This window comes from Pseudarthrobacter sp. alpha12b (genome assembly GCF_054130495.1).
On the sequence record NZ_CP196746.1, the window covers coordinates 3,923,692 to 3,946,748 of the forward strand.

A 23,057-nucleotide genomic window follows, 5' to 3' on the forward strand; every position below is an offset into this window, starting at 1 on the left:
TACGACGGCGGCCTTGGGTTCAGCGCTTGGCTCACCAGGGCCTGCGCCCGCGGGTGGAAGGGGCCGTGCCCGCTTCGCGGTGCCCGCCACGCCGCGGCCCCTTCCACCCGCGTCCGCTGATCGGCCCGCAATGGGCGAGCTTGAGCTTGTGGTCGCCGTACGTGGGCAGCGGTCCTTTGCGGCGCACCAGTACCATCGGGGGGCTTTGAGGGTTTTGCGGCCGCATTACCTCGATGACTCCGGGCAGGTTTGTTATGTCGTCGTTAATCCTGGTGGGGCTTATCTTGGTGCGGATCTCTTCCTGGTGGATGTGGAGGTGGGGGACGGAGCTGACCTCCTGCTGACTACCCAATCCGCTACGAAGGTTTATCGGACTCCCGGGTCTTTTGCTGAGCAGCGGATGACTGTGCGGCTGGGGGAGGGGGCACGGCTGGAGCTTATGCCTGACCAGCTCATTGCCTACCGGGAGGCCAGCTACCGGCAACGGACCTCCGTGACCCTGCGGCCGTCGTCGAGCCTTGTCATGGCGGAGGTGGTGACCCCGGGCTGGTCGCCCGACGGCGCCGCCTTCCGGTATGAGGAAGTCAGGCTGCGGAACGACATCCGGCTGGACGATGGAACGGGTGATCTGCAACTGCTGGCGCTGGACAACCTGCTGATCCGGCCGCCGCTCCACGACGTCACCGGGCTCGGGTTCATGGAGGGCTACAGCCACGTGGGCTCGCTCCTGGTGGTGGATGCACGGGCGGACCAGGAGCTCGCCGACGAACTGCACCGGCTCGCGGCCGGACGTGACGCACTGACCGGCATTTCACTGACCCGCACCGTGTCCGGGACTACCGGGCTGGTGCTGCGGAGCCTCTCCAACAGCACGGACGAGCTGAACCGCCTGCTCCGGTCCTGCACAAACTTCCTGCGCGACCGCTGGTACGGCCAGGGCCCGCTGGACCTGAGGAAGCACTGATGACCAGCATCGTCGGCCTCTACCGCGACCGGGACGCATTGCCGCTCCGGACCCGGGTGCTGTTCACTTTCGGTGCGGTGGCCGCGCTCCATGCCGCCGCCGTCGTCCTTCTGCTCGCCGGAACCGTCAACGTCCGTGGGCAGCCGCTGACCTGGGGACTGGTCCTCACCGCCTACCTGGCCGGCGTGAAGCACAGCTACGACTGGGACCACCTGGCGGCAATCGATAACTCCACCCGGAAGTTCGTGGCACAGCGGCAGCATCCGGTGAGCGTCGGGTTCGCCTTCAGCCTGGGACACAGCTCCGTGATGACCCTGGCCGGCGTGCTGGTGATCGCCGGTGCATCCATGGTGGGCGGACTGATGCAGGACGGGTCTGCCGGGAATTTGATCCTGGGTCTGATCGGCAGCGGCGTGTCCGGACTGTTCCTGCTGGCCATGGGCCTGTTCAACGGCTCCGCCTTCGCCCGCTCGGCCCAGGCTTACCGGCGCTCCCGGCGCGGCGCCGTGGTCAATGCCAGCGACCTGGAACCACAGGGGCTGGTGGCGCGGCTCCTGGCCAAGCCCCTCGCCAGGGTGCGCCGGCCCCGGAACATCTACGTGATTGGCTTCCTGTTTGGGCTGGGGTTCGATACCGCCACCACCATCGGGCTGCTGATGATGACGACGGCGGCCTCGCTGGCCGGGGCGCCGCCCATGGCCTTGCTCGCGCTGCCAGTGGCCTTCGCTGCCGCGATGACGCTGTGCGATTCGCTGAATGGCCTGGCGATGATGCGGATGTACCGCTCGGCGCTGGATGACCCGCAGCGGAAGCTCGGCTTCAACGTTTTGGTCACGGGCATTTCGGCGGTCTCTGCCTTGTTCATCGCCGCCATCACGCTGGGCGGGTTCCTCCATGCGGCGTTCCCGCTGGACGACCCCCTGACTGCGTGGCTTGCTGCGATTGACCTGGGCGACGCCGGGCTGTTGCTGGTGGCACTCCTGCTCGCGGTGTGGGGCGGGGCTGCGCTGACGGTTAATAAATCCCGAAACAAGTAACGTGGCGCGGTGCGGGCTTGACTGCCTGCACCGCGCCTCGCGGTGGTCCTGAACGACTCGTTAGCCGAAATCGGCCACGTAGCTGGGCACCCCGACGGCGTCGGTTGATACCGGCGCGCCCGTGTCGTTGATGACGTGATCCAGCGTGCCCGCGCCGAGGTTCACCGTCAGCAGGCTGTGCAGTTTCACACCTGGCGTTACCGGCACCTCAAAGCCCCTGTTCGCGTGGATGGTGGGGTCCATATTGGTGTAAACGTAGCTGCCGCCGCCCCAGAGTTCATGGGACGTGACGGAGTCTGCGACCTTGTAGCCGGCCCGGCCCAGGACCCCGTCGTGCTGCCAGGCTGCCTGGTTGGGAGCATCGTAGGGCAGTTCATTCTGGAAAAAGACGGTTTTGCCGTCTTCACCGTTCCAGATGACGTTGTACTCCTGGTAGTGCTCCACGAACAGGCCCGTGGCGGTGACATTGTTGCCGTTGACGATCACGCCATTCCTGCCGGTGTTGGTGGTCCATCCCACCCCGTTGCCGTGATCAGCGCGCCAGGCCCAGATGTGGTCCAGGAGGACGTTGTCGCTGTTGACTTCCAGGCTGACCGAGGCCTTGCCCACGTGCGGGCCGCCAATACGGAAGAACACGTCGTGGAGCGTGGTGGGGTTTGCGGGATCGCTGCGGACGGCCGAGTTGGCGGGGCCGCCACCGGCACCCTTATGGTCCTTGCCGATGCGCATAAGGGCAGGTGAATTCACATCGCCCGCATCCACCGTGACGGCGGCGATGTCCACCCCGGGGACATCCGCGACTGTCAGGGGAACTGATCCGTTGACGGCGGAAAGTGTTGCCATCCCGAGTCCCAGGACCACGGTCCCTGCCCGCTTCACCTCGATGCTCTGGTCAACGTCATAGACCCCCGGGGTAAGGAGCAGGTTCTTTCCACGGGCCAGCTGGGAGTTGATGGCCTGCACTGAATCGTTGGGAGTGGCGATGTAGAAGTCGGCCAAGGGGATGCCCCGGCCTTGGGTAGGACCGTTTTCCCACGTGGTCCCGGCAGAGTCCTGGCGGACGGCGGGCACGAACACGCTGTACTGGCCGGCCGGATCCACTGTCAGATACGGCTTCTCCCGGCTGGTGGGGGTGCTGTTCAGGGTCGTGTACGGCGGGTTCGGGAAGGAGTCGGCGGGTGCACCGTTCACGCCGGAGAACACCTGGTTCCAGACCCCATTGGACCAGCTTCCGATGCTGCTGTTGCGGACCAGGTACTGCTGCTGTGATCCGTTGATGACGGCACCCGTCTTTGAATCCGCGATGAAACCGCCGCTCGCGTACTGCGGACCGGCCGTGCAGTAATCCATGAGGGAAAGATTGCCGCCGGTGATGTTGACCCGGCGCATGGGGGAAGCCTGCGAAGCTGCCCAGAAGTTGGCCGAACTGCGGCAGCCCTCCAGTCCCGTGACGTTGATGGTGAGGTTGGAAAGGGAGCGCCAGAAGTTGTTCAGCGCGATGCAGTTGTCCGCGGCCAGGCAGCGGTTGTAGACGTCCACGTGCCCATTGATGGTGACGTCGGTGGGTGCAGCACCCAGTCCGGCGACTTCCGTGGAATAGCCCACCTGGACAATCAGCGGCTCTTCGGGGGTGCCGTAGGTGCCGGGCTTGAACAGCAGGGAGTAGCGCTTGGTCCCCATTTCGTCGTCCACCTGCTGTGCCGCAATGGCGTCCACCGTGGACTGGATTTGGGCTACCGGCATGCTGGGGTCGAAGACGTAGGTGTTGGATCCAAAGGGGTGTTGTGCCGCCTGTGCTGGTGCCGGGATGGCCTGCGCGGGAGCTTGTACCGGGTTCAGGGCCGGCGGCGAGGCCTGGGCTTGAGCGGTGCCGCCGGCGGCGAAAAGCCCAATAAGAAGGGCAATTCCGGCGGCAGTGCTGCCGGCGCGACGCCGCCGCTGTGCGGGGACGGATCGGGGCGTATCAGGGCGTGGGGCTAGCGGCATTGCTGGTCCTGTCAGTGGTGGGGCTGGACGACCGTGACAGCTGCACGGGCAGCCGGGTCGAGTGGTGGGAGCGCTCCCGTCGGGAAGCGTAACATCGCGTTCAGGCACCGGCAAGAGTTCGCGGGAGCGCTCCCACGTCGAGGGGCGTGTCGTATTGTCGGTGTAATGAACGCAAACTCCAGCCGTCCGGCCCCGTCAGGGGCAGGACGGCCCAGTCCCACGCTGGAGGACCTCGCATCGGCCGCCGGGGTGTCACGCTCCACCGCATCCCGTGCCATCAACGGCGGGTCCAAGGTGAGCCCGCAGGCCCAGGCTGCCGTGGACGCCGCGATCGCGGAATTGGGCTACACGCCCAACCGTGCTGCACGAAGTTTGGTCACCCGGCGCACGGGTTCGGTGGCGCTGGTGATCCCTGAGCCTGACGCCCGGGTCATGATGGACCCGTATTTCGCCGCAGTGATCACGGGAGTCAATGATGCACTCCGCGATACCGACCTCCAGTTGGTGCTGCTGATGTCCCGGGCAGGGGACGACTCGGCACGGACCATCCGCTACCTGCGCGGTGGCCATGTCGACGGTGCGATCGTGGTGTCCCACCACCGCGCTGACGACTGGGTGGAGACCCTGGGTGCCACCGGGCTGCCGACCGTCTTCATCGGCAGGCCGTGGAACACGGCATCGGGGATTCCCTACGTGGACCTGAACAATTTCGAGGGCGGACGGCTGGCGGCACGGCACCTGGCGGGCATCGGCTGCACCCGGCCCGCAACTGTCGCCGGCCCCACCGACATGACGGCCGCCGTCGACCGCCTGGAAGGATGGCTGCAGGGACTCAGGGAAGCCGGCCTTGAGCCCGGACCGGTCATCCACGGGGACTTCACGACGCCGGGAGGTGCCGATGCTGCGGCCCAACTGCTGGCCACGTCGCCTGACGTGGACGGGATATTCGCCGCATCAGACCTCATGGCGCTCGGCGTGGTGGACACTCTTCGCGGAAGCGGGCGGCAGGTGCCGGGTGACGTGGCGGTGGTGGGCTTCGACAACCACCCCATCCAGGCGGCAAACGGCCTGGGACTCACCACCGTGGCCCATCCCGTGGCGGACATCGCGGCTGCGGCCGGAAAGCTGCTGGTCAGCGCCATTGGCAACCCCGGCGAGGCCTGGGAGCCCGTCATTTATCGGGCGGAACTGGTGGTGCGCGGAAGCACTTCCAAAGCCGCCCCAGGACCCGCCGGAGTTTCAGCCGGGGCCTAGGCGGCCATCCCGCCCCTGGTTTTGCGGTGCGGGCGGTGCCTTGCCGGTGCCAGGCGGGAGTGCATCCCGGCAAGGACCTCGCTGCCGTCAGGCACCGTGCTGTCCGTTTCCAGGTGGACGCCGTGCTCAATCAGGACGCTTGAGCCAATCCGCGAGTGGCTGCCTATGTGCACGCGGTTGCCGATGACCGTACCCCGGCCAATGCGCACGCCGTCGCCAATCACCGTCCGGTCACCGATGACGGCGCCCCGGTCGATCCAGCTGCCGTGACCTATCCGGCAGCCTGAACCCACCTGCGCGCCGTGCTCCACGTAGGTCATGGGGCCGATCCTGGCGCTGTCCGCCACGCTGGCTCCGGGGGCGATGAGCCCGCCGCCGTTGTCGTGGCGGGCATACCGGGTGACCTTCCCGGCGTCGTCCTCAACTGACACAAACTTTGCGGTCATACCATCCCTCGTTAACGCCGCGGTTATTTACCGCGCAGTAAGTTAACGGGCGGAAGGGCGTTGAGATTCCCGAACGGGACCCGGAAGGACTTACGCCACCAGGTTGGCGGCTGCGCTGTCCATGTGTTCCAGGATGGTCTTCCGCGCCAGTGCGGCGTCGGCTGTGTCGATCGCGGCCACGATGTCCTTGTGCCGGTCCACGCTCATGTTGCTGACGCCCTTTTCCAGGCCCGCGAACATGATGGACATCCGGATGGAGCCTTCCAGCGATTCCCAGGAATGGAGGAGGGTCTCGTTGCCGGTGAGGCGGCAGAGGGTGCGGTGGAATTCGAGGTCGGATTCGATCCGCTCCTCCAGGCTTCCGTTCGTGGCCTCCGTCATGGCGTCGATGGCCCTGTGCAGGGACTCGGTGACCTGCTGCCGGTCCGGCAGCTCGCACAGGGTCCGGGCTGCCAGCGATTCCAGGGCGGCCCGGACGGCGTAAATGTCCCGGATTTCCTTCTCGTCCAGGTGCCGAACTGAGAGGCGGCCGCGCGGCCCGGCGGACAGCAGGCCTTCCTGCTCCAGCTGGCGCAGCGCCTCGCGCAGCGTTCCGCGGCTGATCTGCAGCATCTCGGACAGCTCGGTCTCCACCAGGTGCCGGCCGGGTTCCAGTTCCCCGCTGGTGATGGCGGTCCTGAGCGCCGAGAGCGCCTGCTCGCGCAGGCTTTTCTTTTCCAGTCCCAGCAGCGGGGCGGTCAGTCCGGCCATGGCTTCTGTCCTCAATGTCATAAGTCGACTGTTTACAGTCGGGAGTAATTTCGATGGTACGGCAGAAAGCACGGCACTGGCCGGGACCGGTGCCGTGCTTTCTGCATGTCTGGTTTTCCTAGCCGAGTTCGGCGAGGACCTTGGCCACGATGCGGTCCACGGCCAGGCCGTAGCGGTCGTGCAGGGTGGGCAGTGCACCGGCGTCCAGGAACTGGTCCGGCAGTGCCACGGGCACCACGCGCTTGCCCAGGCCCGCGGTGACGACGGCGGACGCGACGGTTTCGAACAGGCCGCCCACCACGGAGTGGTTTTCCAGGGTGACGGCCAGGCGGTCCGTGTTGAGCTCCTTGAGGACGGTTTCGGCGTCGAACGGCTTGATGGTGGGGGTGTGCACGACGGCGACGTCCACGTTGTGTGCCTCCAGTGCCTTGGCTGCCTGCAGGGCCCGCATGGTCATCAGCCCGGAGGAGATGAACACCACGTCGTTGCCGCCGCGCAGGACCTTGGCCTTGCCGAGCTCGAACGTGTAGCCGTACTCGTCCAGGACGGTGGGCACGTTGCCGCGCAGCAGGCGCAGGTACGTGGGGCCCTCGGAAGCGGCCAGCTGCGGCACCGCCTGCTCGATGTCAATCGAGTCGCAGGGGTCAACGATGGTCAGGTTGGGCATGCCGCGGAAGATGGCCATGTCCTCCGTGGCCTGGTGGCTGGGGCCGTATCCGGTGGTGAGCCCGGGCAGGCCGCCCACGATGTTGACGTTCAGGTTCGGTTCGGCAGCGTCCAGGCAGAGGAAATCGTAGGCGCGGCGCGCTGCGAACACCGAATAGGTGGAGGCGAAGGGCACCAGGCCGGACTCGGCCAGGCCGGCGGCGGCGCCGAAGAGCAGCTGCTCGGCCATGCCCATCTGGAAGAACCGTTCCGGGAAGGCCTGCGCGAAGATGTGCATGTCGGTGTACTTGCCCAGGTCCGCGGTCAGTCCCACGATCTTGTCGTTCTCCTGCGCGGCTTTGACCAGCGCGTGCCCGAACGGCGCGTTGGAGGTCTTCTGGCCGGGGTCGGCGAACGATGCGATCATCGCCGAGGTCTTCAGCTTCGGCTTGGCCGCTGTTGTGGTGTCGGGAGCCTCGGTGGCGGTGCTCATGCTGAAGCCTTTCCTTCATAGCCGGCGGTAAGCTGCTCGCGGCAGACCTGCCATTCGTCTTCTTCGATGCGCATGAAGTGCGCCTTTTCGCGGTCCTCCAGCAGCGGGACGCCGCGGCCCACCTTGGTGTCGCACAGGATCACGGAAGGACGCCCGACGGCGGCGGCCTGGGCGGCTGCGTTGTCGAACGCCGCGAGCAGCGCGGCGACGTCGTTCCCGTCCACGCGCTGGGTGTACCAGCCGAACGATTCCCACTTTTCGGTGACCGGCTCGGTGCGCAGCACGGTGTCCGTCTTGCCGTCCGCCTGCAGGGCATTGATGTCCACCATGGCTGTGAGGTTGCCCAGCTGGTGGTGGTGCGCGCCCATGGCGGCCTCCCAGGTGGAGCCCTCGTCCAGCTCACCGTCGGAGAGGAAGTTGAATACCCGGGCACTTGAGCCCTGGTAGCGCAGGCCCAGGGCCATGCCGACGGCGATGGTCAGGCCGTGCCCCAGCGAACCGCCGGAGATTTCCATGCCGGGCGTGTAGGTGGACATGCCGGACATCGGCAGCCGCGAATCGTCGGAGCCGTATGTTCCCAGCTCCTCGACGGGGACGATGCCGGCCTCGGCCAAGGCCGCGTAGTGGCCGATCGCGTAGTGGCCGGTGGAGAGGAGGAACCGGTCGCGGCCCTCCCAATGCGGGTCCTCGGCGCGGAAGGTCAGCTGGTCCCCGTAGACGGTGGCAAGCATGTCCGCGGCACCCAGCGCCTGGCCCACGTATCCCTGCCCCTGGACCTCGCCCATGTTCAGGGCGTGGTGCCGGATCCGGTACGCGGCGGCGCTGATCTTGTCCACCCGGTCCGGGGTCACCGCAGTCTGCAGTAGTCCTCCCTGCGGGGCGGCGTCCTGGACGGTATCTGTAGGCATTACTGGCTCCGTGTTCGTTTGGTACGTGCTGGTCATTCAGGCGTTGACGGTGTTGGGGGTGCTTTTGGTGGCTTCATCGGCCAGCTCGCGCTCCCGCTTGCCCCAGGTTTCCCGGGTGGCGATGGCGGCCCAGAGCCCGATCAGGGCGTAGGCGCCGAAGAGCAGCGCCGGGCCCATCCAGCCGAAGCTGACGAACAGCAGGGTGGTGATGAACGGCGTGAAGCCGGACACCATGGCGGAGATCTGGTACGCCAGGCTGGCGCCGGAGGCGCGGGTCTTGGCCTGGAAGAGCTCGGGGAACCATGCACCCTGGGCGCCGGCCAGGGAGTTCTGGCAGACCGCGTAGGAGATCACGATGGTGAGGATGATGGCGATGAACAGGCCGGTGTTGACCAGCAGGAACATCGGGATGGCGAACAGGGCGGCAAAGGCAGTGGACCAGACATAAAGAGGGCGGCGGCCGATGCGGTCCGTCAGTGCGGCCCAGGCCTGGGTGGCGAAGATGCCGATGGCCGATGCGATGCAGAGGGCGACGAGGGTCTGGGTCTTGTCCGCCAGGTGCTGGCTGTTGAGGTAGGAGATCATGTAGGTGATGGAGACGGCGTAGCCTGCGGTTTCGGCGATGCGGAGGCCGATGCCCTTGACGATGTTGCGCCAGTCCGTCTTGATGACCTCGACGATGGGGGCCTTGACGATGGTGCCGCTGTCCTTGACCTCATCGAAGACGGGGGACTCCGGGACCTTGGAGCGGATGATGAGGCCTACGATGACCAGCAGGATGCTGGCCAGGAACGGGATGCGCCACGCCAGTTCACCTCCGAGGCTGGTGCTCGCCAGGAAGGTCAGGTTGGCCAGCAGCAGGCCCACGGGGAAGCCGGCCTGGACGATTCCGGTGTACTTGCCCTTGGATTTCCAGGGGGCGTGCTCGTAGCTCATCAGGATGGCACCGCCCCATTCAGCGCCGAAGGCCAGGCCCTGGACGATGCGGACGAAGACCAGCAGTGCGGGGGCCAGCAGTCCCACCGCGGCGTAGGTGGGGAGCAGGCCGATGGCGAAGGTGGCCAGGCCCATCAGGATCAGGGAGGCGACCAGGACGGGCTTGCGGCCCACTTTGTCACCGAGGTGGCCGCCGATGATTCCGCCCAGGGGACGGGCGGCGAAGCCGACGCCGAGGGTGGCGAAGGAGGCGAGGGTGCCGGTAACGGGATCGCTCCCGGGGAAGAATGCGGTGCCGAAGTACAGTGCGGCAGCGGTGCCGAAGCCGATGAAGTCATACGTCTCAATCACGGCCCCCACGCCGGATCCGATGGCAACTCGCCGGGCGTCCTTGGTGCCGTGGACCGGGCCGCGCATGGTCAGAGCATCTTTGCTCATGGTGGTTCCCTTTCGAAAAGCGGCCGAAGGAGGTCCGCCGCTGTCGACTGTTAACAATTGATGGAATCCAGTGTGACCCAGATCATTTCTACTGTCAACAGTCGACTTTTAGAGTTGACTGTTGACAGTTAACGTCCGTAGTGTGGTTCCCATCACTACCGCCCGGCACGAACCAAAGGATCAATGATGTTCCACTCCAGACTTGGGTGCTCATCCATCAGCTTCCGGCACCAGGACCTGGGCAACGCCCTGCGCACCATGAAGGGGCTGGGCTTCGAGGAGATCGACCTGGGCGCGCTTCCCGGCGTCTGCGATCACGTTCCGTACGAACTCACTGAGGCAGCTGTGGACGCCGTATCCGCGGAAGTTCTCGCCTCGGGCCTCCGGGTCCGGTCCGTGAACGGCGACATCGGCGACCTCAACGCTGTGCTCGACGCCGAGGGCGAAGCCGCCAGGCAACGTCACCTGGACGCCCTGCTTACCCTCACCGCCAACTGCGGCGCCAAGGCGCTCGTCCTTCCGTGCGGTGCCCTGGATCACACCCCGGTCCGGAGCGTCGGGGAAGACCTGGACCTCATTGCCGCCCAGCTCATTGGAGCCGGCCGGCGGGCGGCCGAGTCCGGCGTCGAACTCTGGACCGAATCCCTGCACTTCCTGCGGTTCTGCTGGAACCTGGAGCGCGCGGGACTCCTGGCCGACCGCCTGGCCGGTTCCGGCGTCGGAATCGTCATGGACTTCAGCCACATCACCGCGGCCGGCGAAAACGTCCACGACTACCTGGACCGGCACCGCGGCCGCATCAGCCACGTCCACCTGCGCGACGCCGTGCCGGGAAACATCAACCTCAGCATCGGCAACGGCAGCGCCGACTTTGCCGGTGGGCTCAAGCGGCTCGCCGCCGACGGCTACACCGGCCACTTCTCGCTCGAACTGGAAACCCGGGACGTCACCCACGACGAACGCCCGGCCGCTGCCGCCAAGGCGGCAAGCTTCATCACCGACCTCATTTGAACCATCGATTGCTCCGTAAACGCCGTTATGGCCCCTCATAACGGCACATACGGAGCAATCGATCCACCCAAACAATTCAAGGAGCACCATCATGACCACCATCCAGCGCACCGCAGTCCTCACCGGAGCAACCTCGGACCGCGGCATCGGCATCACCACCGCCCGCCGCTACGCCCGTGACGGCTGGGGCATCGTCATCCTGGACCTCGACGGCGAGAAGTCCGCCAAGGTTGCAGCTGAAATCGGCAACGAATTCAACGTTCCCGCCTTCGGCCACGAGATCGACGTCGCCAACGAAGCGTCCGTGGCCGCCGCCCAAGCCGCCGTCGCCGCCGAGGTGGCCGCGGGCAACCTCCCGCCCGTGGGCGCCCTTGCCAACATCGCCGGCATCACCTCCCCGGTTCCGTTCCTGGAAACCACCCTTGAGCTGTGGCACAAGGTGATGGACGTCAACGCCACCGGCACCTACCTGGTGACCAAGGCCTTCCTGCCGGACATGATCGAGAACGGCTGGGGCCGCATTGTGAACATGTCCTCCGTGTCCGCCCAGCGCGGCGGCGGCGTGTTCGGCAAGGTCCCCTACTCCGCCGCCAAGGCAGCCATCCTGGGCTTCACCAAGGCCCTTGCGCGCGAGCTCGGCACCACCGGCGTCACGGTCAACGCCATCACCCCGGGTGCCGTGGACACCAACATCCGCGTGGGCAGCACCGAAGAGCAGGAGGCCGCCATCAACGCCGGCATCCCGCTGGGCCGCAACGCCACCACGGAGGAAGTGGCCTCCGTGATCGCTTTCCTGTCCTCCGAGGACTCCGCCTACCTCACCGGCACCACCATCGACATCAACGGCGGCAGCCACATCCACTAGCAGCCACTGACAACACCCAGCACTGACAGCACCCGGACGCCGGAGAACCACCATGACCAAAATCTTCAACGACCCCTCAGAGTTCGCCGAGGAAGCCCTCGCCGGTTTCTGCGACGTCCACTCGGACCTGGTCCGGCAGGTTCCCGGCGGCGCCGTCCGCCGCTATCGGCCGGCACAGCCCAAGGTGGCCGTCCTGGCCGGCGGCGGCTCCGGCCACTACCCGGCCTTCGCCGGATTGATTGGAAGCGGCTTCGCCGACGGTGCGGTGGTGGGCAACATCTTCACCTCGCCGTCCGCGCAGCAGGCGTATTCGGTGGCCAAGGCGGCCGAATCCGGCGCCGGCGTGATCTTCACCTACGGCAACTACGCGGGCGACGTGATGAACTTCGGTATGGCCAGCGAGCGGCTGGCCGCCGAGGGCATCGCCGTGGAGAACGTCCTGGTGACGGACGACATCGCCAGCGCCCCGCCGTCGGAATCCGAAAAGCGCCGTGGGATCGCCGGTGACTTCACCGTCTTCAAGGTGATGGGCGCGGCTGCCGAGAACGGCGCGGATCTGGCCGAGGTGGTCCGCCTGGGCCGCAAGGCCAATGACCTGACCCGCACCATCGGCAGCGCGTTCGCCGGCTGCACGTTCCCCGGCGCCGACTCGCCGCTGTTCACCCTTCCCGACGGACAGATGGGGCTGGGCCTCGGCATCCACGGCGAGCCCGGCCTGCACGACACCTACCTGCCGTCGGCCAGGGACCTGGGCCAGGAACTGGTGGCCCGGGTGCTCGCCGAAACGCCGCCCAACGCCGGCAAGCGGATCGCCGCCATCCTCAATGGGCTCGGCTCCACCAAGCATGAGGAACTGTTCGTGCTCTGGGGCACCGTGGCGCCGCTGCTGCGCGCCTCCGGCTACACGCTGGTCATGCCGGAGGTGGGCGAGCTGGTCACCAGCCTGGACATGGCCGGCGTCTCGCTGACCGTTACCTGGCTTGATGAGGAACTGGAACCGCTGTGGACGGCGCCGGCGGAAACTCCCGCCTACCGCCGCGGCAACGCAGCCAGGGAAGGCGGCGCCCTGGGCGCCGAGGAAGCGCCCGACGGCGATGCCGCCGCTACGGCGTTCATCGCCACCGACGCCTCCCGCGGGTACGCTGCCGCCTGCCTTGAGGCAATCGAAGCCGCCCGCACATCACTGCACGACGCCGAGGAACGGCTTGGGCGGATGGACGCCATTGCCGGCGACGGCGACCACGGCCGTGGCATGGTGCGCGGCGTTGACGCCGCCGCTGCAGCAGCGGCGGACGCGTTGGGGAGAGGCGCCGGCGCCGGTGACGTGCTCGCTGCCGCGGGTGACGCCTGGGCGGACAAAGCCGGTGGAACCTCCGGCGTCCTCTGGGGAGCAGGACTGCGTGCCTTTGGCGAGACGCTGGGAAACTCCTCGGCCCCCGCACCCAGTGCACTGGCGGCAGCAGTGACAGCGTTCGCCGACCGGATCGTCCAGCTCGGCAAGGCCGAAATTGGCGATAAGACCATGGTGGACGCCCTGCTGCCCTTTGCCACCGCCTTCAGCCGCGCTGTGGGTTACGGCGTGGACCCGGACCGGGCATGGCAGGAGGCCGCACGTGAGGCGGCCGCCGCGGCGGAAGCCACCGCGGACCTCCTTCCCCTCAAGGGCCGGGCCCGCCCGCTTGCCGAAAGGAGCCTGGGCACGGCGGACCCCGGTGCCACCTCCCTGGCGATGGTCTTCGCCGTGATGGGGCCGCACTTCACCACCACCAGCACAGCCGCCGTTGCGCCGGCGGGAGCAAAGTAATGGCGACGGAAGGACAAACGATGGGGCTGCGGCTCATTGTCGGCGCAGATGAAGCCGGCGTCGACTACAAGGACAAGATCCTGGCAGACCTGCAGCAGGATCCGCGCGTCAGCGAGGTCATCGACATTGGGGTCAACCGAAATGACGCCCCGGACGACTTCACCAGGCCCTACCCGTACGTCGGCATCACGGCCGGGGAGATGATCCGGGACGGCGCCGCCGACCGCGCCATTCTCTTCTGCGGCACCGGAATCGGCGTGGCGATCGCCGCGAACAAGGTGGAAGGCATTCGCGCCACCGCCGCGCACGACTCCTTCTCCGTGGAGCGTTCCATCCTGTCCAATGACTGCCAGGTGCTCACCATGGGCCAGCGCGTGGTGGGCATCGAACTCGCCCGGCGCCTGGCCAAGGAATGGATCGGCTACACGTTCGATCCGTCGTCGGCCTCTGCCGGCAAGGTGAAGGTCCTCACGGACTTCGAGGGTTGCCAGCCGGTTTAGGAGGATAGCTTGAGCCCCGCTGGCGCGAAAACCGCGCTGCAAATAGCTGCCGCCCGGCGCCGGGGTACTCCTAGACTGGGGTGATGATCACAGTCGCTGGAAGCGTGGAGACCAACCTGTCCGCCGAGAAGGCTTTTGCCTTCATGAGCCAGTTCGAGAACACCCCCAAGTGGGACCCCAACACCCCCGTCATGGACAAAACCACCCCGGGGCCGGTGGCTGTAGGGCACAAGTACCATGCCGAGTCCGAATTCCGGGGGAAGCGGCAGACCCTGGTCTATGAGGTGATCGAGCTGACGGACAACCACATCAAGCTGCGGGGCGAGAACAAAACCGTCACCTCCTACGATTCCATCGACGTCAGCCTCAACGGGACCGGTTCGGTGGTGAAGTACACGGCGGAGTTCAGCATCAAAGGACCCGCCAGGATCATCCAGCCGCTCCTGAAACCTGCCTTCAATTCCCTGCGTGACCCTGCGCTTAACGGGATCCGCGATACCCTCAACGCGCTGGCAGCGGCCTGACGGCTTCGAAAAACTCCCTGATCTCACGCCGGGGGTCGGCTTCCACCCGGGGGCCGTCGTCGAGCACCATGGTTTGGTGCTGCGCTCCGTACTCTGGCCATGCAAGGGTCGCCGTGCCAGGTGTTCCCGTGTGGGCGAAGGCTGCCCACGCCCCGCTCGTGGCATCGCTGAGCGACTGGGGCGCCTTGCCCCGCGTGAGGAATGCCGCTTCCGGTGCGGCCAGGTGCCGGAAGACGAAGGGGATGTCCAGGGCATGGCAGGCTCCGAGTTTCCCGCCCATGGCCGGGCTGCGCCAGGTGAACAGGTAGGCGAAGTTTCTTCCGCCGGCAGCCGCCTGGCGGGCCGCCAGCAGCCGGTTGCTGGGCTGGCGGTACACGGAATCGGCGATGGCGGCCTCCAGGAGTTCCTTGCCGGTGGGCTCCCGGGACAGGACGTGGGCGAGTGCCTCCGTGTAGCCCGGTGCCTGTGCTGCCGGGATCCCGGCCCCTGTCAGTACCGCCGCGGCGCGGTCCGGATAGTCCGGATCACCGGGTGTTGGCGGACGCATTTCCACCGCGAACGAGCCCTCATTCAGGTTGGTTCCGATCAGCAGGTCAACGCAGGCATTAACCCCGCTGCGGACGCTGTCCAGCGGCGGCACCGGCAGGGACGGTGTCCCCACCGTGGGCTGGAACGGCAGCGGAACCGCGAAGGATTCCGCGGCTACCCGCCGTTCCAGGGCGGCCTGGGCCTCAAGCAGCCGTTCCACCGGAAGGGTCAGCAGGTGGTTTGCAGAGGATTCCTCCAGACCGCACAGCTCCAGGAACAGCGCGGTGATTCGCGCCGAGTCCTCCGGCCGGCGGTACCGTTCCGCGGTGCCGCTTTGCATGATGGCCCGGTGGAAGAGCCCTTCCGACGCCGGCATGCCCAGCAGGGTGCCGATCGCTGCAGCGCCTGCGGACTCCCCGAAGACAGTCACGTTGTCCGGGTCCCCGCCGAAGGCGCCGATGTTGCGCCGGACCCAGCGGAGGGCCTCAAGCTGGTCCAGCAGGGCAAGGTTTGACGAGTCGCCGTACCCGGGACCCAGCAGGTCAGCCAGGTGCAGGAAGCCCAGGGCGCCCAGGCGGTAATTGATGGACACCAGCACCGCGCCCGCCGCTGCGGCGAGCCTGGCGCCGTCGTACATGCCGTCACTGTTGGCACCCGAAAGGTAGGCGCCGCCATGGATCCATACCATCACCGGCCTGGCCGGGCCATCCGAAGCCGGGCTCCAGATGTTCAGGTTCAGGCAGGCATCCTCGCTCCAGATGCGCGGCTTGGCGCCCGGCGGCGCGGGGTTTTCCGGGTTCTGGGGTGCTGCGGGTCCGGGTGCAGTGCAGTCGAGGACGCCCGTCCAGGGCAACGCCGGGACAGACGGCCGGAAACGGTTGAGTCCCGACGTCGGTCCGGCGTACGGGATGCCAAGGAACCGCTGGATGGTGGTCCCGTCAGTCTCCAGGGAGCTGCCGCGGACGGATCCGCCCGGGGTGGAGAGGCACGTCATGGTTGACAGGTTACGACACGCGCGCAGGTAGGCTGGCATCACCGTTCGGCAGTGAGCGGCCACAAAGGTGTGGCTTTTAACTAATGTCCGGGAGGTAAGACGCGTGCTCAACGCCGGCGTCCCTGAAGACCAGGATTTTGCAGACGTTGCACTGCATATCCAGGAGTCATTCCTGCAGAACCCCGAGGTTGAGGCATTTCTCCAGGATTTGGCGGCCTACGCGGCGGCCCGGCTCGGCGGGCAGGGGCACGAATGCGCCTGTGACATTGTGGTGCTGCGGCCCAAAAAGCCCGCGGCGAGGGCTGGCAGCAATTCCAGCGCTCACGTCATTTCCGGGCTGGAGTCCAAGCTGGGCGATGGTCCGGGCATCACGGCCATGCGGACAGCAAAGACGGTGCTGGTTGCGGACCTGCGGCGGGAAGATCGCTGGCCGGAATACGTGCACGCTGTCCAGGGCCGGGGTTTCCGCTCGGTGCTGAGCATCCCCGCATCGCTGGAGGGGGACTCGCAGGGCGTGCTCACGTTCTACTGTTCGCATCCTCTCGCCTTCGGCAGCAACGGTATCAACGCCGCGGAGGCGTTCGTCCGGCAGGCTTCAAAGGGCCTTACACTTGCCCTGCGGATGCTGAAGCTGGAAGAGACCAAGGACGGCATGAACGCGGCGATGCAGACGCGCACCGTGATTGACCTGGCCACCGGGGCCATCATGGCGCAGAACCGCTGCAGCCAGGCTGCCGCCTTCAAGCTGCTGCGGGATGCATCCAGCACCCGGAACATTAAACTCCGGGACGTTGCGGCGGCAGTTGTCGCATCAGTTGCCGGCGCAGCGGAAACCTTCACCTACTTCGATGAGTAGGGATCCCTCCGCTCCGGGTCCTTCCGCTCCGGGTCATGCCGTTCCGGCTGCCGGAGGAAAAGGGCAGAGGTGCTGAGGGGAGCCCGGAGCGGCAGGCCTTCCGCTGCGCAATGTTCATTGACAGCCTGGGCCAATGCATCACGTTCCTTTGCTGAAAGAGTGGCCTCGCCCGCGCAGTAGTCCCGGATGAGTTGTTCCGAGGCGTCGCCGCCCAGCCCAACGAACTCCAGCCACAGCTGTGCCAGATCCAGCCGGTGCTCCTTGATGACAGCGCCGGTCAGGGCCTGCTGGTCAACGGCATCCATCGTCCCGTCCTAGCCTTGGTTGCACTCGTACACGTGGTGTTCGGAACGGGCCGCCAGGTGGATGGGAAAGAATAGACAAAATCTTTTTGCTGCGAGAATGGGGCCATGCCTCTGCGCACTTACCCCATCAGGCGGCTGGCAGAGGATCCTGCGAACGTTCTTGACCGGGCACTCTGGCCGGCTGTGCTGCCTCCGGTGTCCCAGGTCCTTGACCAAGGGCTCGATCTTGGCCCTGCCACTATCCTGGTGGGGGAGAACGGGTCGGGAAAATCAACGCTGGTGGAGGCCCTTGCGCTCGCCTATGGACTGTCTGCTGAGGGCGGGTCTACCGGCGCCCGGCATGCCACCCGGCGCACCGAATCCATCCTCGCCGACCATCTCCAGCTTGTCCGGAACGCCGGCACCACCCGCCGCGGCTACTTCCTCCGGGCGGAGACCATGCATGGGTTCTACACGTACCTGGAGCAGAACCCCAGCACCTCCATCCCGGACATCCCGTTCCATGACATGTCCCACGGCGAGTCCTTCCTGCAGTTGGCGGCTGACCGGTTCAACGGCCCCGGCTTGTGGGTCCTGGACGAACCCGAATCGGCGCTGTCCTTTTCGGGGTGCCTGAGCCTCCTGTCCGTCCTGAAGGAATTGCTGGCCGGCGGCAAATCCCAAGTGGTGATGTCCACCCATTCCCCGCTGCTTGCCGCTCTTCCCGGTGCCACCATCCTCGAAGTGGGGCCGTGGGGACTGCGGTCCCGGTCCTGGGAGGAACTGGAGCTTGTGGCCAACTGGCGGAGGTTCATGGACTCGCCCGAACGCTACCTCAGGCACATCTAGCTGCCCCCGGGTCCATCAGGTTTCCGGGGGACTTTTGCCCCTAGGCATGTAACTCCTGCAGGCGGTCAACTGGAGTGTCCGGAGCAGGCGAGCACAACAGGAGGCAAGGACCATGGGCGCATGTGATGTCTGCGGCAGCAGCGAGGGCCGCATGTTCACCGTCAGTATGGGGAACCAGACCGGCACATTCGACAGCTTCGAATGCGCCATCCACATGATGGCCCCGGCCTGCGAGCACTGTGGCTGCCGGATCCTGGGCCACCCCGTTGAAAGCGAAGCAGGCATCTACTGCTGCCTCCACTGCGCAAAGGAAGCGGGCAACCCGCACCAGGCCGCCAAGGCGGAGCATTCGACAGTGGCCGTGCCGGCGCAGGGAACATCAACGGGCCAGGGCTAGTCCCGCCGGAAACTTCACAACAGGAGAAGGAGACCCGTGGCCGGTAACGGAAGCTTCAGGATCGTGGTGGGCGTGGACGGTTCCGATCAGTCCAAGGCCGCGATGGACTGGGCCATTGAGGAGTCCAGGCTGCGCAAGGGGGAGGTGCAGGCCTTGACCGCCTGGAGTTTCCCCTACGTCAGCGATGCCCTTGGCACGGCCTGGGACTATGACATCTTCCAGAAGGACGCCCAGGCCATCCTTGAAGCAGAGCTCGAACGCGTCAAGGACCAAGGTGTAACCATTACGGGGCGCATCGTGGAGGGCAACCCGGCATCGGCGATTATCGATGCTTCCCGGGATGCCGACCTGGTGGCAGTCGGTTCACGCGGCCACGGTGGATTCACCGGAATGCTGCTGGGCTCCGTATCCCATCAGACCATCCACCACGCACACTGCCCGGTACTGGTCATCCGCGAACCGGGCTCCGACTAGGGCATGCGGTAGGGGCCGCGGGTCGCGGGGATCCAGCAGCGCACCGCCGCACGGTACTGCTGGAACTCGTCACCGAACCGCACCGCAAGGTCTGCTTCTTCCAAGGGCCGGACGGCATAGTTCCACACCAGGGACCCCAGGACGGCATAGCCCACCACGAGCCACGACTGCAGCAGGAGGCCCACCGCGGCTCCCTGCACTATGCCCGCCACGGCCATCGGGTTGCGGATCCAGCGGTAAGGCCCGGCGACAACCAGGCGGTTGGGCATCACCGACGGCAACGGCGTTCCGTCTCCCAGGGTGGACATCACGGCTGCCGACCAGATCCCCAAAGCGCTCGCCAGGACCAGGACCGCGATACCTGCCGGAACTGCCCACGGCGGAAAGGCCAGGGCCAGGCCCCAGCGCTGTTCAAGGAACGCCAGGCAGGGCGGATCGAGCCCCAGGAAGAAACCCCAGAACACGACGATCTGCACAAAGGTTCCAGCCACGTGGAGCCCCGGGCTCCGGCGGCTGCGGGCCGCGCGGAAAGCGAAGGGGCCGCGGACAATCCACTCCGTGGGAATGCGTCCCAGCAGGACAAGGCAGAGCGCAGCGGCCGAACCTGCGGTGGCAGCCCCCATGGCCAGGACACCCAAGCCCGCCTCAGCGGTGGCGGTGGCATAGGCGGCCAAGGCGACGGTGACGACGGCGGTCCACGCGGCGCTGACGACGGCGGCAGTCCGGGCGGCGGTCTTTGCACCGGCGGCAGCTGCTGAGGCAACAACGAACAGGGGGATGTCGAAGGCGGCGACGAGGAGGGGGTCGAGGTCGCCGAGGGTGGCCCGCCGGACCTCCGGCGAGACGAAAACCGTGATCCACCAGAGACAGCCCGCCACCGCCTGCAGGGCAAAGTACGCCCTGCCCCAGTGGGCCAAACTCCATTGGAGCAAACGCGGCACAGATCCCCCCGAATCTTCTGGTGCCGCGAACGGTTACGGCGCGTCCCAGCCTAGCGAATGCCGCCCCGGCCTCCGGAATGGCCCGGACTTCCAGTGAAGGCCGGGCCATTCAAAGGCGTTTAGGCGGGCTGTGGCGCCTCCGCCAGGGCATGCTGCCGGGCAAGGCTGCCCAGCCACCGGGCGCTTTCCTTCGGGGTCCGCTCCTGGGTGGAACGGTCTACGGCGATCAGGCCGAACTTGGGCCGGTAGCCAAAGATCCACTCGAAGTTGTCGAACGCCGTCCAGGCCATGTACCCCCGCACGTCGATGCCGTCGGCAAGGCAGGAGGCAACGCCGTCGACCGCTGCCTTCAGGTAGGCCACCCGCTGGGTGTCATCCTCCGTGGCAAGGCCGTTTTCGGTGACCATCACGGGGATGCCGGCGATCCGGTGCGCCTCGCGGATGGTCGCTTCCAGGGCCTGGGGGTAGATCTCCTCACCCATCTGGTTGGTGGGTACGCCCTCCGGCGCCGGTGCATGGCCGTCCGGGCCGTACACGGTGCGCCCGTAGGTCTGGATGCCCACGAAGTCATCGCCACGGGAAGCTTCCAGGAAGCGTTCGTTGACGTCCCGGCGCACCCGGTCCGCGATTTCCTCACCGCCGGCGATGGCCTGGATGTCCGAATTGGCCAGCGTCCAGCCCACCGGGAGGTCCGGGCGGTGGGCCTTGATGGCTGCTGTGGCCGCCCGGTGGGCCGCCAGCTTTACGTCGAATCCCGCCTCGGTTGAACAGAACTGGAACGGGGCAACAGTGCTGGCGTCGACGCCAAGGCGCTCCGCGGCGGCAGCCCACATGGGCACTGAGCCGCGGTTCTCCGGTGCTTCCCCGCCAATGCCAAAGGATTCGAGCAGCCATGGAAGGTTGGGCTCGTTCAGGGTGCAGGCGACGCCGATCAAGTTACCCAGGTGGGCCATGACCCGGTCGCAGTAGCGGGCGAAGAGGTCCGGCGTCTCCTGGCCCTCCCACCCACCGGCCTGAAGCAGCCAGCGCGGTGAGGTGAAGTGGTGGAAGGTGACCACCGGGGTCAGCCCGTGCTCGTGGCATGCCTCCAGCACCCGCTTGTAGTGGTCCAGCTCAGCCACCGAGAAGTGGCCTTCCTCCGGCTCAATCCGCGCCCATTCAATCGAGAAGCGGTAGCTGGTGAAGCCCAGGCCGGCGATCAGAGCGATGTCCTCCCGGTACCGATGGTAGTGGTCCACGGCATCCCCGGACGGCTCGGCGAAGATCGTCCCTGGCAGCTGCTCCAGGAACCAGGTATCGCTGTTGACGTTGTTGCCTTCCACCTGGTGGCCTGCAGTGGCCACGCCCCAAAGGAAGTCGCGGGGGAACGGGTTGGTCATGGGGTTCCTTTCGTCATGGACGCGCGTAGGCGTCCCAGGCTTCGCTGCCTTCCATCCATCCTGTCGCCCGGCGTGACCGCCGCCACAATACCTTTTCAATCAATGACATTGTCATGTTTGGTGCCTGTGGCCCCGGCTGATTCTTGAAGGGAGCCGGCGAGCAGCCAGCCCCACAACCGTTCCTCCGTCGTCACATCAGAATGCAAAGGCGCACTACATGAAACTTCCGAACTCCACCGCCCGTGCGAGCTCCGCCGTTCTGGCCGGTGCCCTGCTGATGGGTTCCCTGGCCGCCTGCGGCGGCGGGTCCGGCCAAGCAGCCGCCAAGGCTGATACCAGCAGCCTGACCCTGGCCATCGACAGCGACTCGGCCTCCTTCGGCTTTGACCCGCTGCGCGTCTCGGCAGCGCAGCGCCAGTTCTTCGAAGGCCTCTACGACAGCCTGATGACGCTCCAGCCGGACGGCTCCGCAGGCCCCGGCCTGGCCAAGGAGTTCAGCTACAACGCTGACAACACCGTCCTGACGCTAACCCTGAAGGACGGCGTGACATTCACGGACGGCTCCAAGCTCGACGCCGAGCTGGTCAAGGCCAACCTGGACCGCCGCTCCGATCCCGCACTCAACGCCTACTCCGCCGTGGCCAAGGGCGGCGCCCAGGAAATCACGTCCGTGGACGTGGTCAGCCCCACCCAGGTGGCCCTGACCTTCGCCAAGCCGCAGCCCGGATTCGAGAAGAACCTGGCCTCCACCACGGGCATGATCGTGGGCAAGAACGGCGTCACGGACACCGCAACCCTGGCCGCCACGCCTGACGGCTCCGGACCATACACCCTTGATCCCTCCACGGTGAAGGGCAACAAGTACGTCCTGGTGAAGAACGACAAGAGCCCGGACGCTGCCAAGTACGCCTTCAAGAAGGTTGTCTTCAGCGTTGTCCTGGACCCCCAGGCCCGCGCCAACGCCCTGGTCTCCGGCCAGGCGGACGTGGCCATGCTGACCTCGAACACCGTTGACTTCGCCAAGTCCAAGGGTGTGGGGGTCTCCCAGATTGGCGGCACCGTCAACACCATGATCTCCTTCGACAAGACCGGCAAGACCGCGCCGGCCTTCGCCCAGGAAAAGGTCCGCCAGGCCATCCAGTACGCCATCAACCGCCAGGCCCTGGTGGACGCCCTGCACAAGGGTGACATCCCCGCCTGGAATGCGCTGCCCAAGGATTCGGCCGGCTTCACCAAGGACCTCGAGACCAAGTTCGCGTACAGCCCGGAGAAGGCCAAGAGCCTGCTCGCCGAGGCCGGCTACCCGAACGGGTTTGAGTTCACCATCCTTGCCGGCGCCCAGACGCAAACGGACCTGCAGGCGGTCCAGAAGGACCTCGCCGCGGTCGGCATCACCATGAACGTCAAGATGGCCGCTTCCACCGACGAGGCGTTTGCCGCCGTCGCCACCACGCCGCTGGGCTACGCGCCACTGAACTGGGACAACCCGGTTGGCGTTATGTACGGGGCCATCCTGAACGGCTTCACCAACGTCCAGAAGGCCACCGATGACCAGCTGAGCGCCGCCACCGGCCAGCTGGCCGCCGCCAAGGACGACGCCGCCGTCAAGGCAGCCGCCACCAAGCTGAACACCCGGTTGGTGGAGTCCGGCTGGATGATCCCGCTCTACGAGGCCCTCACCAACCAGGGCTACAACACCAAGAAGGTGGCCCAGGTGAAGTTCGCCGGCACCAACGCCTACCCGCTCCTCTCGTCCTACACGCCGGCCAGCTAATACCCGTATCTTCCCGGGCG

23 protein-coding genes are annotated in these 23,057 nt (G+C 66.5%); 13 read left to right on the forward strand and 10 right to left on the reverse strand.

Features of this window, described 5'->3' with window-relative positions:
- Positions 1 to 130: 130 nt before the first annotated feature.
- Both ACTAQI_RS18145 and ACTAQI_RS18150 read left to right on the forward strand, forming a co-directional pair.
- On the forward strand, positions 131 to 964 hold the full coding sequence (locus ACTAQI_RS18145; protein ID WP_457947709.1) for an urease accessory protein UreD: 834 nt from the start codon (positions 131 to 133) through the stop codon (positions 962 to 964).
- Positions 964 to 2,001 carry a HoxN/HupN/NixA family nickel/cobalt transporter gene (locus ACTAQI_RS18150; protein WP_457947710.1) on the forward strand — a complete coding sequence of 346 codons (1,038 nt, stop codon included), beginning with the start codon at positions 964 to 966 and terminating at the stop codon, positions 1,999 to 2,001. The genes ACTAQI_RS18145 and ACTAQI_RS18150 overlap by 1 nt, the downstream gene beginning before the upstream one ends.
- Before the next feature lie 60 nt (positions 2,002 to 2,061).
- Here ACTAQI_RS18150 and ACTAQI_RS18155 read toward each other — a convergent pair whose 3' ends face one another.
- The gene (locus ACTAQI_RS18155) at positions 2,062 to 3,987 is read right to left on the reverse strand and encodes an adenylyl cyclase (protein WP_457947712.1); all 1,926 of its coding nucleotides are present in this window, start codon (positions 3,985 to 3,987) and stop codon (positions 2,062 to 2,064) included.
- Positions 3,988 to 4,152: 165 nt separating this feature from the next.
- On the opposite strand from ACTAQI_RS18155, the gene ACTAQI_RS18160 reads away from it, so the two are divergent.
- On the forward strand, positions 4,153 to 5,241 hold the full coding sequence (locus tag ACTAQI_RS18160) for a LacI family DNA-binding transcriptional regulator (RefSeq protein ID WP_457947713.1): 1,089 nt from the start codon (positions 4,153 to 4,155) through the stop codon (positions 5,239 to 5,241).
- On the opposite strand, the gene ACTAQI_RS18165 is transcribed toward ACTAQI_RS18160, so the two are convergent.
- The 5 genes from ACTAQI_RS18165 to ACTAQI_RS18185 all read right to left on the reverse strand — a co-directional run bounded on the left by ACTAQI_RS18165 (position 5,238) and on the right by ACTAQI_RS18185 (position 9,857).
- Positions 5,238 to 5,687 (reverse strand): DapH/DapD/GlmU-related protein, encoded by a 450-nt coding sequence (locus ACTAQI_RS18165; protein WP_457947714.1) that lies wholly within the window; start codon positions 5,685 to 5,687, stop codon positions 5,238 to 5,240. The genes ACTAQI_RS18160 and ACTAQI_RS18165 overlap by 4 nt on opposite strands.
- 90 nt (positions 5,688 to 5,777) lie before the next feature.
- Entirely contained in the window at positions 5,778 to 6,437 is a 660-nt protein-coding gene (locus tag ACTAQI_RS18170) for a GntR family transcriptional regulator (protein ID WP_457951105.1), read from the reverse strand.
- Positions 6,438 to 6,555: 118 nt separating this feature from the next.
- The gene (locus tag ACTAQI_RS18175; RefSeq protein ID WP_457947716.1) at positions 6,556 to 7,575 is read right to left on the reverse strand and encodes a transketolase family protein; all 1,020 of its coding nucleotides are present in this window, start codon (positions 7,573 to 7,575) and stop codon (positions 6,556 to 6,558) included.
- The gene (locus ACTAQI_RS18180; RefSeq protein ID WP_457947717.1) at positions 7,572 to 8,483 is read right to left on the reverse strand and encodes a transketolase; all 912 of its coding nucleotides are present in this window, start codon (positions 8,481 to 8,483) and stop codon (positions 7,572 to 7,574) included. Before ACTAQI_RS18180 ends, ACTAQI_RS18175 begins: the two co-directional genes overlap by 4 nt.
- Before the next feature lie 36 nt (positions 8,484 to 8,519).
- A complete protein-coding gene (locus ACTAQI_RS18185; RefSeq protein WP_457947719.1) occupies positions 8,520 to 9,857 on the reverse strand; it encodes an MFS transporter in 1,338 nt (445 codons plus the stop codon).
- Positions 9,858 to 10,043: 186 nt separating this feature from the next.
- Here ACTAQI_RS18185 and ACTAQI_RS18190 point away from each other — a divergent pair, with 186 nt between their 5' ends.
- The 5 genes from ACTAQI_RS18190 (at position 10,044) to ACTAQI_RS18210 (ending at position 14,561) form a co-directional block, all read left to right on the forward strand.
- The gene (locus tag ACTAQI_RS18190) at positions 10,044 to 10,868 is read left to right on the forward strand and encodes a sugar phosphate isomerase/epimerase family protein (protein ID WP_457951106.1); all 825 of its coding nucleotides are present in this window, start codon (positions 10,044 to 10,046) and stop codon (positions 10,866 to 10,868) included.
- Between the two features lie 91 nt (positions 10,869 to 10,959).
- A complete protein-coding gene (locus tag ACTAQI_RS18195) occupies positions 10,960 to 11,733 on the forward strand; it encodes an SDR family NAD(P)-dependent oxidoreductase (protein ID WP_457947720.1) in 774 nt (257 codons plus the stop codon).
- A 52-nt stretch (positions 11,734 to 11,785) separates the two neighbouring features.
- Positions 11,786 to 13,537 (forward strand): dihydroxyacetone kinase family protein, encoded by a 1,752-nt coding sequence (locus ACTAQI_RS18200; protein ID WP_457947721.1) that lies wholly within the window; start codon positions 11,786 to 11,788, stop codon positions 13,535 to 13,537.
- A complete protein-coding gene (locus ACTAQI_RS18205) occupies positions 13,537 to 14,037 on the forward strand; it encodes an RpiB/LacA/LacB family sugar-phosphate isomerase (RefSeq protein ID WP_457947723.1) in 501 nt (166 codons plus the stop codon). The genes ACTAQI_RS18200 and ACTAQI_RS18205 overlap by 1 nt, the downstream gene beginning before the upstream one ends.
- Positions 14,038 to 14,120: 83 nt before the next feature.
- A complete protein-coding gene (locus ACTAQI_RS18210; protein ID WP_457947724.1) occupies positions 14,121 to 14,561 on the forward strand; it encodes an SRPBCC family protein in 441 nt (146 codons plus the stop codon).
- Here the strand turns inward: ACTAQI_RS18210 and ACTAQI_RS18215 are convergent.
- Positions 14,539 to 16,083, reverse strand: coding sequence for a carboxylesterase/lipase family protein (locus tag ACTAQI_RS18215; protein WP_457947725.1), 1,545 nt, complete (start codon positions 16,081 to 16,083; stop codon positions 14,539 to 14,541). The two genes, ACTAQI_RS18210 and ACTAQI_RS18215, sit on opposite strands and share 23 nt — an antisense overlap.
- Before the next feature lie 103 nt (positions 16,084 to 16,186).
- On the opposite strand from ACTAQI_RS18215, the gene ACTAQI_RS18220 reads away from it, so the two are divergent.
- Positions 16,187 to 16,939 (forward strand): GAF and ANTAR domain-containing protein, encoded by a 753-nt coding sequence (locus ACTAQI_RS18220; protein ID WP_457947727.1) that lies wholly within the window; start codon positions 16,187 to 16,189, stop codon positions 16,937 to 16,939.
- On the opposite strand, the gene ACTAQI_RS18225 is transcribed toward ACTAQI_RS18220, so the two are convergent.
- On the reverse strand, positions 16,924 to 17,244 hold the full coding sequence (locus ACTAQI_RS18225; RefSeq protein WP_457947728.1) for a hypothetical protein: 321 nt from the start codon (positions 17,242 to 17,244) through the stop codon (positions 16,924 to 16,926). The two genes, ACTAQI_RS18220 and ACTAQI_RS18225, sit on opposite strands and share 16 nt — an antisense overlap.
- A 105-nt stretch (positions 17,245 to 17,349) precedes the next feature.
- Here ACTAQI_RS18225 and ACTAQI_RS18230 point away from each other — a divergent pair, with 105 nt between their 5' ends.
- The 3 genes from ACTAQI_RS18230 to ACTAQI_RS18240 all read left to right on the forward strand — a co-directional run bounded on the left by ACTAQI_RS18230 (position 17,350) and on the right by ACTAQI_RS18240 (position 18,943).
- A complete protein-coding gene (locus tag ACTAQI_RS18230; protein WP_457947729.1) occupies positions 17,350 to 18,072 on the forward strand; it encodes an AAA family ATPase in 723 nt (240 codons plus the stop codon).
- Between the two features lie 112 nt (positions 18,073 to 18,184).
- Complete coding sequence (locus ACTAQI_RS18235) at positions 18,185 to 18,469, forward strand: hypothetical protein (protein WP_457947730.1); 285 nt, start codon at positions 18,185 to 18,187, stop codon at positions 18,467 to 18,469.
- A gap of 36 nt (positions 18,470 to 18,505) precedes the next feature.
- On the forward strand, positions 18,506 to 18,943 hold the full coding sequence (locus ACTAQI_RS18240) for a universal stress protein (protein ID WP_457947732.1): 438 nt from the start codon (positions 18,506 to 18,508) through the stop codon (positions 18,941 to 18,943).
- On the opposite strand, the gene ACTAQI_RS18245 is transcribed toward ACTAQI_RS18240, so the two are convergent.
- Both ACTAQI_RS18245 and ACTAQI_RS18250 read right to left on the reverse strand, forming a co-directional pair.
- Entirely contained in the window at positions 18,940 to 19,860 is a 921-nt protein-coding gene (locus ACTAQI_RS18245) for a methyltransferase family protein (RefSeq protein ID WP_457947733.1), read from the reverse strand. The genes ACTAQI_RS18240 and ACTAQI_RS18245 overlap by 4 nt on opposite strands.
- A gap of 143 nt (positions 19,861 to 20,003) precedes the next feature.
- The gene (locus ACTAQI_RS18250) at positions 20,004 to 21,263 is read right to left on the reverse strand and encodes a glycoside hydrolase family 1 protein (RefSeq protein ID WP_457947735.1); all 1,260 of its coding nucleotides are present in this window, start codon (positions 21,261 to 21,263) and stop codon (positions 20,004 to 20,006) included.
- A gap of 217 nt (positions 21,264 to 21,480) precedes the next feature.
- Here ACTAQI_RS18250 and ACTAQI_RS18255 point away from each other — a divergent pair, with 217 nt between their 5' ends.
- Complete coding sequence (locus tag ACTAQI_RS18255; RefSeq protein WP_457947737.1) at positions 21,481 to 23,037, forward strand: ABC transporter substrate-binding protein; 1,557 nt, start codon at positions 21,481 to 21,483, stop codon at positions 23,035 to 23,037.
- The last annotated feature ends 20 nt before the right edge of the window (positions 23,038 to 23,057 follow it).